This window comes from Gelria sp. Kuro-4, assembly GCF_019668485.1.
Lineage (GTDB): Bacteria > Bacillota > DTU030 > DUMP01 > DUMP01 > DUMP01.
Genome location: NZ_AP024619.1, coordinates 132,501 through 145,166 on the forward strand (window position 1 = coordinate 132,501; position 12,666 = coordinate 145,166).

Annotated in this window: 12 protein-coding genes and 1 riboswitch (1 of these 13 cut by a window edge); all 12 genes read right to left on the reverse strand. The window is 63.8% G+C overall.

Annotated elements, in window-relative coordinates; genetic code table 11:
- Positions 1–495 carry the 5' end (the start) of a lysine--tRNA ligase gene (gene lysS, locus K5554_RS00795; RefSeq protein WP_221039287.1) on the reverse strand. The gene continues 981 nt to the left of window position 1, outside the view, so the window shows 495 of its 1,476 coding nt (coding positions 1–495); it begins with the start codon at positions 493–495; the stop codon falls past the left edge of the window.
- 63 nt (positions 496–558) lie between these two features.
- A complete protein-coding gene (greA, locus tag K5554_RS00800; RefSeq protein WP_221039288.1) occupies positions 559–1,038 on the reverse strand; it encodes a transcription elongation factor GreA in 480 nt (159 codons plus the stop codon).
- A gap of 184 nt (positions 1,039–1,222) precedes the next feature.
- On the reverse strand, positions 1,223–2,284 hold the full coding sequence (locus K5554_RS00805; protein ID WP_221039289.1) for a shikimate dehydrogenase: 1,062 nt from the start codon (positions 2,282–2,284) through the stop codon (positions 1,223–1,225).
- An 11-nt stretch (positions 2,285–2,295) separates the two neighbouring features.
- Positions 2,296–3,198, reverse strand: coding sequence for a quinate 5-dehydrogenase (locus K5554_RS00810; protein WP_221039290.1), 903 nt, complete (start codon positions 3,196–3,198; stop codon positions 2,296–2,298).
- The gene (locus tag K5554_RS00815) at positions 3,195–3,764 is read right to left on the reverse strand and encodes a transcriptional regulator (protein WP_221039291.1); all 570 of its coding nucleotides are present in this window, start codon (positions 3,762–3,764) and stop codon (positions 3,195–3,197) included. Before K5554_RS00815 ends, K5554_RS00810 begins: the two co-directional genes overlap by 4 nt.
- A 162-nt stretch (positions 3,765–3,926) precedes the next feature.
- A complete protein-coding gene (locus K5554_RS00820; protein ID WP_221039292.1) occupies positions 3,927–5,711 on the reverse strand; it encodes a methyl-accepting chemotaxis protein in 1,785 nt (594 codons plus the stop codon).
- 101 nt (positions 5,712–5,812) lie between these two features.
- Positions 5,813–5,897: riboswitch (cyclic di-GMP riboswitch) on the reverse strand.
- Positions 5,898–5,943: 46 nt separating this feature from the next.
- On the reverse strand, positions 5,944–7,290 hold the full coding sequence (locus K5554_RS00825; protein WP_221039293.1) for a CCA tRNA nucleotidyltransferase: 1,347 nt from the start codon (positions 7,288–7,290) through the stop codon (positions 5,944–5,946).
- 199 nt (positions 7,291–7,489) lie between these two features.
- Positions 7,490–8,452, reverse strand: coding sequence for a hypothetical protein (locus K5554_RS00830; protein WP_221039294.1), 963 nt, complete (start codon positions 8,450–8,452; stop codon positions 7,490–7,492).
- A complete protein-coding gene (gene dusB / locus K5554_RS00835; RefSeq protein WP_221039295.1) occupies positions 8,449–9,432 on the reverse strand; it encodes a tRNA dihydrouridine synthase DusB in 984 nt (327 codons plus the stop codon). Before dusB ends, K5554_RS00830 begins: the two co-directional genes overlap by 4 nt.
- A gap of 79 nt (positions 9,433–9,511) precedes the next feature.
- Positions 9,512–10,291, reverse strand: a complete 780-nt coding sequence (locus tag K5554_RS00840) for a type III pantothenate kinase (protein WP_221039296.1) — start codon at positions 10,289–10,291, stop codon at positions 9,512–9,514.
- Positions 10,292–10,305: 14 nt separating this feature from the next.
- Positions 10,306–10,701: a thioesterase family protein gene (locus tag K5554_RS00845; protein ID WP_255565446.1), complete on the reverse strand. Its 396-nt coding sequence runs from the start codon at positions 10,699–10,701 to the stop codon at positions 10,306–10,308.
- 73 nt (positions 10,702–10,774) lie between these two features.
- The gene (gene ftsH / locus K5554_RS00850; RefSeq protein WP_255565447.1) at positions 10,775–12,637 is read right to left on the reverse strand and encodes an ATP-dependent zinc metalloprotease FtsH; all 1,863 of its coding nucleotides are present in this window, start codon (positions 12,635–12,637) and stop codon (positions 10,775–10,777) included.
- Positions 12,638–12,666 lie beyond the last annotated feature (29 nt).

Genomic DNA, 12,666 nt, shown 5'->3' on the forward strand with positions numbered 1-12,666 from the left:
CGGGTTCACCATAAGGTCCAGGTAGCGCTGGCGGTACCTGATCTCCACGTCCTTGAGCCCGTGCCACTTCTCGGGCAGGGGGCGCAGCGATTTACTGAGGAGGGTGTAAGAGAACACCTCCACCGTGATCTCCCCCCGGCGGGTCCGGAACACCTTCCCCTCGACGCCGATGATGTCGCCCAAGTCCAGGTTGGTGAACGCCTTGTACCTTTCTTCGCCCAGGTTATCGATCCGCGCGTACACCTGAATCTGGCCCGAGGCATCCCTGAGGTGTGCAAAGGTCACCTTGCCGTGCTCGCGGATGGACATCAACCGGCCGGCAATCTTGACCTCGGTACCCTCCAGGGCAGCGTAGTTATCCAGAATTTCCTGGGCATGGTGGGAAAACGCGAAGTGGTCGATCTTAAAGGGATCCTGTCCCCGCTCCCGCAGCTCGTCCAGCTTGCGGCGCCGCGCCGCCAACTCGCTCGCGGGATCGAACGCTTCCAATTCCATCTCGGTCCTCCTTTGCGCAAGCGCCCAGGGTTTTAACCTGGGCGGGTGATTTTGGGGATAAATTCAGTTTTGTACCGCAACGATCTTGTAATGCAGCAAGCCGATGGGTGCCTGTATCTCCACCTCGGAGCCGACACTCTGGCCTAACAGCGCTTTACCCACCGGCGATTCGTTCGAAATCTTCCTTTGCCGGGGGTTGGCTTCGGCCGAACCGACAATGGTGTACTCTATCTCTTCGGGTTGGGGGGCATCCAGGTCGACGATGGTTACGGTAGAACCCACCTGCACCCGGCCGTCGCCCTCGGCTTCATCGATGACGCGTACCTTTTGCAGCATGTTTTGCAGCTCCAGGATGCGGCCTTCAATAAAAGCTTGCTCTCTTTTGGCGTCTTCGTATTCCGAGTTCTCGCTGATGTCGCCGAACTCACGCGCCTGCTTGATGCGTTCGGCCACCTCGTGCCGGCGGTGGGTTTTAAGGTCTTCCAGCTCCTGTTCGAGCTTTTCCAAGCCGGCCCGGGTGAGAATGACTTCTTTCTCTGCCATGTTGTTTTCCCCCATCTCTTACGCCCCTTTTCTTGGCTTTGTAAGTTCTCCTAACCCCATAAGAAATACTACGAACCCGCGCTCCCGCTGGTCCGTAGCTTGCTTTATGGTAGTATCTCACCGTTTCTAGTCAATTATAAAAGATGGGCGGAAGGGTGTCAAGGAATTTTGAGACGCCGCGCGCTCAGCCGGCGCGCCGGCGGATGGCGCGCACCTCTTCTTCGCTCAGCGCCCGTTCAAAGCTCCTCAGGCCCGCCAGATGGAAGCCGTGTTTTTTCGCCAGGCGGGCGATCTCGTCGATTTGTTCCACCGAGATGTCGCGGCCCAGGGTGAAGTTCTCGTACCGGCCCTCCAGAGCCAAGATCATAGTCTCGGCCATACAGGCGTAAGCCGTGCCGGGCGGAAAACCAAAGTTAAAGTGAAAGTCCACGCTCCCGGGCACCTGCACCACGCCGCCTTCAATGACGAGCACGTCCCGGCGCTCCCGCGCCACCCGCACCGACACATCGCGCGGCCGCGCCACGTCGCACACCACGGCACCGCTCTTGAGATCCTCAGGCTCAATGATGGGCGTGGCGGAACCGGTAACGGTAAGGATCACATCGGCGCGGCGCAGGGCCTGGTGCAGATCGGCCGCCACCCGCACCGCCAGCCCGCTCTCTTTAAGAATCTGGCGCGCCAGGCGCTCCAGCTGGCCGCTGTTGCGGCTGGCCAGGGTGAGGTAGCGCACCTTACGCGCCAGCAGCCGGGCACAGGCGCTGCCGATGGAGCCGTTGGCCCCCACCACCAGTACCTCAGCCTCGTGCAGATCGATCCCCATTTTCTCGGCCCCCAGCTCCGTTCCTTCCAGCGCCGTGGCCACCGTGTAGCTGTTGCCGGTGGTAACCGGGATGGACAGGTTCCGAGCGATGGTAACGCCGGCATCTCCCACCACGGAAGTGAACGCGCCCAAACCGACGATCTTTGCACCCAGTGTCTCGGCCTTCTTTGCGGCCTGGATGATGCGCTTTAAGACGAATGGTTCGGGGAGCGTCACCATCTGGCGGGCCGTCAGGGGACAGGCGACAAACCAACCCTCGGCCTCGGCGTGGGGCGATTTGATGCCGGTGATGTGCGACACCTTAAGGGGCGGTACCAGCGTGAAGGCTTTTTCTAGCAACGGGTCGGGGAGCGGCCGCAACCAGGGAAACTTACTGTAGATGTAGCTCGTATCGAGCGGGTGGATGAGAAAAGCGAAGTTCTGCATGGCCGTCCTCCTTAGTTTAGGTCTTCGATCCGAGGCTTGAGGTCTAAACGGTCGAGCAGTTCTTCGTAGTCGGCCGGCCCGAGCTTTTGCCAGGGTTTGGTCGCCAGGCTCACCAACACGCCTTCCATGACGTTGGTGCCGAAGGAGCGACCGTTAAGTTCTGGCGTGGTGGTCACCAGGGTTCGGACGCCGCGCCGCTTGAGGTCTTCAACATCCGCACTCGTCACCGTGTTGGTGATGATCACCTTGCCCGGCAGTTCCGGGGGCAGGTGGCGTTTGATGAAGAGGAAGTCTCCGGCAATAATGTCGTTGCTCAGGTAGTAGTGGCTAAAGCGGGGTTTTATCTCCTCCTGCTTCTTGCCGGTAGGGTAGAGCATCTCAAAGGGCAGGCGCACCAGGATCGGGGCGACCAGGGCTGCCGCCACCTTAAGCTGAGTGAGGGACTTCAGCGGCACGGGAATGCCCAGTCCAAACATCAGGTCGCCGATGGTCAGCCGGCAACCGGCCTGGGTTAAACCCTCCGCCATACCCCAGCGATCTACGCCGGAAACCAGAAGGGCCTTCTTGCCGGCCAGGGGAATGCGCCCCGAGGTGGCCAGGTAACGGATTACCCGCCGCTCCAACGTGTTTTTCAGGCCGCTCCCGTCGACAATGGGTGTCTTGGCGGCCGCTCGCGCCAGGCGCTGGGCATCGCGGATGGCGTAGCGCCGCTCTCCGGCCACCAGGTAAAGGTCGATGCCGCCCATGCCGAAGGCGTCCACCTTGCCGTCGAGCTCTTTCAGCAGGGTGATGGCTTTTTCCATGTCGCCGTCGGTGCCGATACGCTCAATGAGGAACTTTTCGCCGAGAAACTCGGCCTCTACTTTATGATTGCGCTTGGAAGACCCTAAGCTTACGCTCACAACGTGCTTCACTCTGACCGCCTCCCGCTTTCCCGGTGGTTCGCGGCGGCACCCCCGGCTTTAAGCTCCCGGAGGAGCCGCCGTAGCTTTTCTGGGTCGACGAGTCTGTCTCCTTTAATGGGAGAATGGCCGATCTCCACGCACACCACTTTCTTGTCGAGCAGTGCCTCCACCACCCGGACCCGCATGTCCGAGCCGAGAAACACCACCACATCGTAGCCGCGTACGGCGGCGATAATCTGCATCACTTCGTTCAAGAGCTCGCTGCCGCTTTTCTCGCGCACAAAGCGCCAGCGCTCCTCATCGGTCATGACCAGGGTGTACTCTATTCCTTCCTCTTGGGCCAGGGCCAGAATCTCCTCTTTGTTGCCGATGGGGAAACCGACCAGGGCGATACGGGCGCCCCGATGTACCTCACCCAGCGCCTCAAGGCGTGAAACAAAGGAGCGCTCCGTCCCCTCGTGCGCGGCCACCTCCTGCTGGGAAACCCCGGCCGCCCGTAAATCCAGGATGCGGTCCACAACACGGTAAATGCGCCCGCGGTCGATCACCTTGCCACCGATGCGCGTAAGCTCCAACCCCTGTTCCCCCCTTAACCACCCCTATATCTTATGTACACATTATTGTGCACAAGCTATGATGATTTTACCAATCGAGGAGGAAAAAAGCAAGTGACCTCAGGCAGATAAAACAAAAGACGCCCCGGTTGAGGGGCGTCAAAGAGTCTGGGCGGCCGGGGGCTATAGCTTAAACCGCTGTACCGCCTGCTCCAGTTTGCGGGCCATGTCGGCCAGCACCTGGGCCGAAGAGGAGATCTCCTCCATGGTGGCCGTCTGCTCTTCGGTGGCGGCGGCGATGTTCTCAGTGCCGGCGCTGGTGTTCTCGGCGATGCGGCTGACGTTCTCCGTGGCCGTCACCACCCGGTCGGAGCTGGCGGCCATCTCCTGGGCCGCTGCACTCACCTCCTGGATCTCCTGTGCCACCTTACCCACAGCGGCAAAGATCTTCTCCAGGGTGCTCTGGGCCGACTGCAGCAGCTCGCTGCCGGAGGCCACCTCGGCGCTGCCCGCCTCCATGGTCTTGATGGCCTTTCCGGTATCGTTCTGCGTGCGGTCCACCAGGCCGGCGATCTGCTTGGCCGCTTGAGCCGACTGCTCGGCCAGCTTGCGCACCTCGTCGGCCACCACGGCGAAGCCTCGGCCCTGCTCGCCGGCCCGGGCGGCCTCGATGGCGGCGTTCAGCGCCAGGAGGTTGGTTTGGTCGGCAATGCTGGTGATCACTTCAACAATCTGGCCGATCTCCCGCGAGCGCTGACCCAGCTCGTTGATCAGCCCGGACAGGTTGGTCATGGACTCGCGCACCACATCGTTCTGGCGGATGACGTTTTTGATGGCAGTGCTCCCCTCTTCGGCCAGCCGGGCCGATTCTTGAGAAGAGGCAGCCACCGCCTGCGCACTCTCAGCCACCTGCTCCATAGCCGCCGCCATTTGCTTTACGGTGTTGCTGGCATCGGACACCTCGCGGACCTGCTGCTCGGCGCCTTGCGCCACCTCCTGCACGCTGGCGGCGATCTGCTCGGTAGCCCGGGTGGTCTCTTCGGCGCTGGTGGTCAGCTGCTGGGCATATTCGCTCACCTTAAGGATACTGGTGCGAACCTCGGTGATGATCTCCCTGAGGTTGCCCACCATTTGGTTGAAGGCAGTGCCGAGCTGGGCCACCTCATCCCGGCCCCGGACAGGCACTTCCTCTCTGAGGTCCCCCCCGGCAATACCGGCTGCCGCCGTGGCCAGCCGGCGCAGCGGGCTGATAGTGCGGCGGGCCAGAAACACCGACAGCAGAATCCCCAGCACTGCCCCGACCAAGACCAGAACAAGCACCAGGCGCACCGTGTTGGTGGCGGCGGCCTGCGCGGCTTGCTGTGCGTCATGAACGCGTTTTTGGTTGATCCCCTGGAGCACGTTGAAGTTGGCCGTCAGGCGCTTGAGGATATCGTCCACACCGGTGAGGCCCTGCTGGATGGCCCCTTCCTTGTCACCGGCGGCGTATGTAGCAAAGACGTCCTTTTGTTGCTGAACCAGGTTATCATGAATCGAGCCGATCTGCTGCAAAAGGTTCTTTTCTTCCGACTCCTGGGCATACCCCTCGGCTTTATTGATCGCCGACCGCACGTTATTCGCATCTAACTCGGCCCTCAGGGTGTACTGTTCGTCCCCGGTCAGAAGGTAGGTGCGCTGGGCGTTGAGCTGTGCCGTAAGCGCACTGTTTATCTCGCTGATAGCCAGCACGTAGGGATGCGCCTGTTCCACTATCTGCTGGTACTCATGCATCACCTGCTGCATGCCCCAGTAGCTGTACCCGCCGACGGCAACCATGAAGACAATGAGGACGAAGTAACCAAGGAGGATACCGGTGATAAGGCTGGTCGAGCGCCCGGCCGGCCCGGGCTGCCCTGTGCCGCGGCGCCAAGGCCCCTTCGGCAGTCGGGGAAGCCGGAACTTAATCCGTGGCCAGGAAAGTCTCTGCATTACTTCTTCTCCTTCCTCGCTTATACTACTGCCCATCCCGGGCGTGTGCGCTTTTTCCGCAAGCAAAACCAGCCCTGGACTAATTGAACCAGGGCACCCTGTACGGCAGCCTGGCGATCCTAGCTCTACGCCTTAGACCCATGGCTTTGTGCCCCCACCTTTCGGCTGGGTTTACCTTTCACGCTCGTCTATTGAGGATTATTTTACCATTATTCGTTGTCGGATTGTGTCGTTATTTGTCGTCGCTGCTCGAAGAGGTGCTGATTTCCCGGCGGGCCAGGTCCAGGAGCGCTTTTTTGTTGTTGCGGCCCGGATCCTCCCACACCAGCTCCAGCAACCGCCGCCGCAGTGCTCCCAAGCGCGGTCCGGGCTTAAGCCCCAGTTGCGCGATGAGCTCGGCACTGGAAAGGGCCAGATCTGCTGCCGTAAGCGGCGGATGCTCGGCCTCAACGGCGGCGGCCGCCTCGGCCAGCTCCCTCACCCCTGCAGCCTCCGGATCCCCCCAGATAGCCAGCCGGTCAGCCTGAATAAGGGCAATCGCCGCCGGGAAGTTCTCCCAGCCCACGCCGGCCGCCAGACGCCGTACCGGCGCCAGGCCCTGGGGAGCGCGCCAGAAGAACATGTGGTGCGCCACCAGGAGCGCCACCGTGCGCACGGTGCGCCGGCTGAAACGCAGCCGGCGCAGGATAACGGGCACCAGGGCCGCCGAGCGGGCGGCATGCCCGGGGAAAAAGCGGCCGTAGGGACCCTCTTCCCAACGCTCCGGCTTGCCGACATCGTGCAGCAGGCCCGCTAAGCGCAGTTCCAGCTGGGGCGGGGTGAGGGAACAGGTCTTGATGTTGTGCCCCAGCACGTCGTCGGGATGCAGGCGGCTCTGCCGCACGCCCTGTCCTGCCAAAAGCTCCGGTACCACGCTGCGCATGAGGCCGCTTTCCACCAGAAGGTCCAAGGCCGCCCGCACGTTGGGCCCGGTGATAAGGAGCGCAAACTCCGCGCCCCGCCGCTCGGCTGCCACCAGCGCCAGCCGCCCTGCCTCGGCCTTCAGGGCGCTCAGCGTTTTTTCTTCCAGCTGAAAACTGAGCTGGGAAACAAAGCGCGCCGCCCTGAGCAGCCGCAGCCCGTCTTCGCGAAAGCGCCGTGCGGGATCGCCCACCGCCCGCAGCAGCCTGCGCTTCAGGTCCGCCCGGCCATCCCAGGGATCCACCAGCTCCTCCTCCAGCGGGTCGAAGGCCATGGCGTTGATGGTGAAATCCCGGCGGGCCAGGTCCTCGCGGAGGTCCCCGCTGAAGACCACGTGGCTGGGGTGGCGCCCGTCGCTGTACGGCCCGTCCCGGCGGAAGGTGGTCACCTCGATGGGGCGGCTGAGGAGCACCGTAACCGTGCCGTACTTGGGGCCGGTGAACACTGTACGCGGAAAGAGCTCTCGTACCACGGCGGGCGGGGCGGCTGTGGCCACATCGTAGTCCTCGGGTTCCCTGCCTAAGAGCAGGTCGCGCACCGAGCCCCCCACCAGGTAGCTGGGGTAGCCCGCTGACTTCAGCGTGCGCAGGCAAGCGATCACGGGCTCGGGCAGGCGCACCGCGCATTCCTCCTTCCGCCCTTATATTATAGCACCCGCCATAGGAAAAAGGATCCACCCCGACCTGCGCCGGGTGGATCCCGCCTTCTCCGCTGCTTAAGCCGGCAGGTGAGGCGTACGCAGACGAAAACCCGGCACGGCCCCTGGCCCGCCGGCACCGTCCCGCCCCTGCCCGGCGCCGCCAGGGTCGCCGGTGCACCTAATCCCAAGGGCTGGAGGGGAAGCGGCCCAGCACGCGGCGCAGGGTCTGCTGCAAAAGCCGGCTGTCGTCGTGCAGCATCCCCAGCTTGAGGCTGCGCAGGGTCAACACCTCCGGCTGGCTCCCCAAGTCCAGGTCGCGGGCAAGGCGCGAGAGCGTCCGGGTACGCGCCCGCTCCAGCGCCGCCGGCAGGGCTTCCCCTTCGTGTAAAAAGCGCTCGAGCTCCTGCCCCAGGTAAAGGTGCGCCAGATTGGTCATGGGATTGCCGCAGTAACCGCTTTTGGTCTGGCCGAGCACCTCGGGCAGCTTAAAGTGCAGTCCCCAGGCAATGGAATCCTTGAGCTCCCGCGTCTCCTCGCGCATGGCCCAGGCCAGGTTTCTGGCCGTGCAGATGCCGCACTCCCGCAGCACGCGGATGATAGCGTGCTCCACGGTATGGGCCTGCTCGGCGGTTACCAGGCCGCCCACCTGTCCCCGGATTTTGAGTTCGCTGCCGCCGTAGTCCCGGCCGTAAATGGTGATGGTAATATCCCGCTCGGAACGCGGCTCCGTGTAACCGCCCGCCGGCTGCCAGCCCGCCCCGGAGATAACGGGCTGGCCCCCGGCGCGCAGCCGGTCCAGGTCCAGCTCTTCGACGTTTTCGGCCACGATGAAGCGCCTTTCGGCGACAAAACGCCGGGCACGCGCGTGTGCCAGCCCTGCAAGGCGCGCCACTAAGAGCTCACCCTTGTTCCAGGTGACGGCATCCACCGTTTGCGCCCGCTCCAGCTCTTCAATGCGCACCAGCAGGCCCGCCGGGTAAAGCGCCCGGCCGCCGAGCGTGAGCGGCACCAAAAAGGCCACTGAGCCCGCCCCCAGACGTGCCAGGGTGCGGAGGGAAAAGGCATCCAGGAAAAGGCCCTGTATGCTCGCACCCGGCCGCGGAAACACGCCGTTCGCCACGGGTAAGGCCAGTAGGTTCATGTGATCCACCCCTTTTCTGCCAGCGTCCGCTCATAGCCCTCCAGAAGCTCCAGCACCGCGGTCCGGGTGCCGGCCGCCATAATGCGGGCCCGCATGCCGGCCGCCCCCGGCAGCCCCTTGAGGTACCAGGCCAGGTGTTTGCGCATCTCGCGTATCCCCCGGCTTTCCCCGTGCTCCTGGATCACCAGCTCCAGGTGCCGGCGCGCCGCCGCCAGCCGCTCACGCACCTCCGGCGGCGCGGGCAGCACGCCCTCCGTCAGGTAGGCCACGGTGCGCCCAATGAGCCAGGGGTTCCCCAGCGCTCCGCGGGCCAGCATCACCGCGTCGCACCCGGTCTCGGCCCGCATGCGGGCGGCGTCTTCCGGGCTGAAGATGTCGCCATTGCCGATAACGGGTACCGGCGCTGCCTCCTTCACCGCGCGGATGATACCCCAGTCGGCCCGGCCGCTGTAAAGCTGGGCGCGGGTGCGCCCGTGTACCGTAATGGCCGCGGCCCCGGCGGCGGCCAGCGCCCGAGCCACCTCAACCGCATTGATGTGTTCCCTATCCCAGCCGGCACGGATTTTTACCGTGACGGGCACGTCCACCGCCCCCGCCGTGGCTCTAACGATGGCCGCGGCGCGTTCCGGGTTGCGCATGAGGGCCGAACCCTCACCGTTTTTTACCACCTTGGCCACCGGGCAGCCCATGTTGATGTCGATGGCCGCCGGCTGCAACCGGGCTGCCTGCTGCGCGGCCTGCGCCACCACCTCCGGCTCGGAACCGAAAAGTTGGATCACCAGCGGCCCCTCGCCCGGTGCCGCTCGCGCCATGTCCCAGGTACGTTCGTTGCCAAAAAGCAGGGCGCGGGCGCTGATCATCTCTGTCCAGGCCAGCGCACAGCCCTGCTCCCAAGCCAGGAGCCGGAAGCTCCGGTCGCTCACCCCGGCCATGGGCCCCAGCACCACGGGGTTGGCCAGCGTAAGCCCTCCTAAGCGCAAAGCGAGCTTTCCCCCTTATTCTATGCTGGAACGTTCAGCGCGCCCACCGCTTACGATAAGACCGCTCAGAGCTGAGCGGTCAGGCAGTGCGGGATTGACGTTCGTAGATGAGCCTGAGCCCGGTAAGAGTAAGGTCCACATCCACCGTGGCGATGGTCTCCGCGTGCTCTGCCACCATGCCGGCCAGCCCACCGGTGGCAATGGCCGGCGCCGCCGCGCCCAGCTCGCGCCGGATGCGCCGCACCAGGGCGTCCACCTGGCCGGCAAAGCCGTACACAATCCCCGCCTGCATGCTGGTGATGGTGTTCCTGCCGATGGCCGTGCCTGGGTCCACCAGTTCAATGCGCGGGAGTTTGGCCGCTTTCTGGAAAAGGGCCTCCGTGGCGGTGAGAATCCCGGGAGCAATGGCCCCGCCGAGGTATTCGCCCGACCCCGACACCACATCGAAGGTGGTGGCCGTGCCAAAATCCACCACGATGCAGGGCCCCCCGTACTGGGTGAAAGCCGCCACTGCATTTACTATGCGGTCCGCCCCCACCTCGCGCGGGTTATCGCAACGGATCTCGATACCGGTGTCCATCTCCGGGCGCACCATAAGCGGCGCCCGACCGAAGTAGCGCCGGGCAAGCTTTTCCAGGATCCAGTTAAGGGGTGGCACCACGGAGGCGATAGCCACCCCTTCCACCTCGTCCGGGGAAAGCCCGGCCAGGGCGAAAAGGTGCCGGAAAAAGACCCCGTATTCGTCCTCCGTGCGCGCGCGGTCCGTCTCCAGGCGCCAGCGGGCCAGAACCTCCGGCCCGCGGAACACCCCGGCCGTAACGTGGGTATTACCTACGTCCAAGGCGAGAAGAAGCCCCATGCTTTCACCCGCCTTTACCGCCGTTTCGCCTCGACCCGACCCAGGAAGCGCTCGGTGTCGATGATAAAGCGCTCGTGGACGCCTTCGCCCACCTTCTCCTTGTCGTCGTAGGCTTCGACCGCAAACACCAGCCGCCGCCCGTCGACCTCGGTAAGGGTGGAACGGGCCGTAAGCTTAAGCCCCACGGGTGTGGCCGCCAGGTGCCGGATGTTCACCAGGGTGCCTACCGTGGTCCAGCCCTCTGGAAGCTCCGGCTGCACGGCCTCGCGTGACGCCCGCTCCAAAAAGGCGATGAGTATGGGGGTGGCCAGCACCGGCACACCACCGCTTCCCAGGTGGGCCGCCGTGTGCTCGGCCTTCACCTCGGCCGTGAATTCCGCCTTGAGCCCGGGTTGCAGCTTGAACTCCACGCTTTCACTTCCTCTCAGCAGCGTTCCGGTGAAACCTATGGAAAAGGGCGACCTTCCGGTTGTCCTTTCGGGCTTACGCCTGCTGGGGCGCCGGGGGAAACGAGATCCGAAGCTCGGCCGGCTTGCTGCTCTGCTCTTCCAGCTCCTTGTCCTTCATTAGAGCCTGGAATTCGTCCGCTTCCAGGGTTTCCTTCTCCAGCAGCGCTGCGGCCACCCGGTCGAGCCGGGCCCTGTTTTCGGCCAGAAGGCGGGCCGCTTTGTTGTAGCACAGGTCGATGAAGTGCCGCACCTCGCGGTCGATGGCGGAAGCCACCTCTTCACTGTAGTTGCGATCCCGGGCGATGTCCCGGCCGAGGAACACCTCTTCCTGCTTGTGGCCGAAGGTAAGCGGCCCCAGCTCTTCGCTCATCCCGTACTCGGTGATCATCTTGCGCACCAGGTTGGTGGCTCGCTCCAGGTCGTTCTGGGCACCGGTGCTCACCTCTTTGAGCACCAGTTCCTCGGCCACGCGCCCGCCGAGAAGCTGCGTGATCCGGTCGAACAGCTCGGACCGGGTCATGTAGTAGCGGTCTTCCTTCGGCAGGCTGAGGGTGTAACCGCCCGCACGGCCGCGCGGGATAATGGATACCTTGTGCACCGGGTCGGTGTTCGGAAGAAGGTACCCTAACACGGCGTGCCCGCCCTCGTGATACGCCACCAGGCGCTTTTCGCGCTCGCTGATCACGCGGCTGCGCCGCTCGGGCCCAGCGATGACGCGGTCGATGGCCTCCTCCAGCTCGCTCATGCCGATGCGGCGCTTGTTCTTGCGCGCCGTCAGGATGGCGGCTTCGTTGAGCATGTTGGCCAGGTCCGCCCCGGTGAAGCCCGGCGTGCGCCGGGCCAACACGCCCAGGTCGACGTCTTTGTCCAGGGGCTTGTTGCGCGCGTGCACTTTAAGGATGGCCTCGCGGCCAACGACGTCCGGCTGGTCGATGATGACCTGGCGGTCAAAGCGGCCGGGGCGCAGCAGCGCCGGGTCAAGCACGTCGGGCCGGTTGGTGGCCGCCATGACGATGACGCCCTCGTTGACGCCGAAGCCGTCCATTTCCACCAGCAGCTGGTTTAATGTCTGCTCGCGCTCGTCGTGGCCGCCGCCCAGCCCGGCGCCGCGCTGCCGGCCAACGGCATCGATCTCGTCGATGAACACCAGGCAGGGGGAATTCTTCTTGGCCTGCTCAAAGAGGTCGCGGACGCGGGCTGCTCCGACGCCCACGAACATCTCCACAAAGTCGGAGCCGCTGATGCTGAAGAACGGTACTCCCGCCTCGCCGGCCACCGCCTTGGCGAGCAGGGTTTTGCCGGTCCCCGGAGGGCCGACCAAAAGCACGCCTTTGGGGATGCGCGCCCCCAAGTCCAGGAACTTTTTCGGCTCCTTGAGGAACTGGACAATCTCCTGCAGCTCTTCCTTGGCCTCATCCGCACCAGCGACATCGGCAAAGGTAACGCGGGTTTTCTCGTCCACCGTATACAGCCGGGCCCGGCTGCGCCCGAAGGACATCACGCGGTTGCCGCCGCCCTGTGTCTGCTGCATAATGAACACCCAAACGCCGATTAAGAGAAGAATCGGCAGCAGGGTAGAGAACAGTGTGGACCACCAGGGCGGTCCCTGCACCGGTTTGTAGGATATCTCCACCTTGTGCGCTTCCAGCTTCTCCTCCAGGCGGGCGGTGTCACCTAAAAAGGGCGTGTTGAAGTGCGTGCCGTCTTTGAGCACACCGGAGACCTTAGTATTTGAAATCGTTACTGCTGCTACTTCACCCTTTTCCACATAACTCAAGAACTGGGTATAATTAAACTCTTTTTCCTGCGGAGCGGTGGTCGAAAAGTAGTTAATGATGGATAGGGCAATGATGATGAGCAGCAGGTAGAGGCTCATGCTGCGAAACACGCGGTTCAAAAGCAGCCCTCCTCTCAAGTACGCCTCCC

Excerpts from the sequence above, each read along its gene's own strand:
- greA (WP_221039288.1), bottom strand. The coding sequence starts at position 1,038 with ATGGCAGAGAAAGAAGTCATTCTCACCCGGGCCGGCTTGGAAAAGCTC.
- K5554_RS00805 (WP_221039289.1), bottom strand. The coding sequence starts at position 2,284 with ATGCAGAACTTCGCTTTTCTCATCCACCCGCTCGATACGAGCTACATC.
- K5554_RS00820 (WP_221039292.1), bottom strand. The coding sequence starts at position 5,711 with ATGCAGAGACTTTCCTGGCCACGGATTAAGTTCCGGCTTCCCCGACTG.
- K5554_RS00830 (WP_221039294.1), bottom strand. The coding sequence starts at position 8,452 with ATGAACCTACTGGCCTTACCCGTGGCGAACGGCGTGTTTCCGCGGCCG.
- K5554_RS00840 (WP_221039296.1), bottom strand. The coding sequence starts at position 10,291 with ATGGGGCTTCTTCTCGCCTTGGACGTAGGTAATACCCACGTTACGGCC.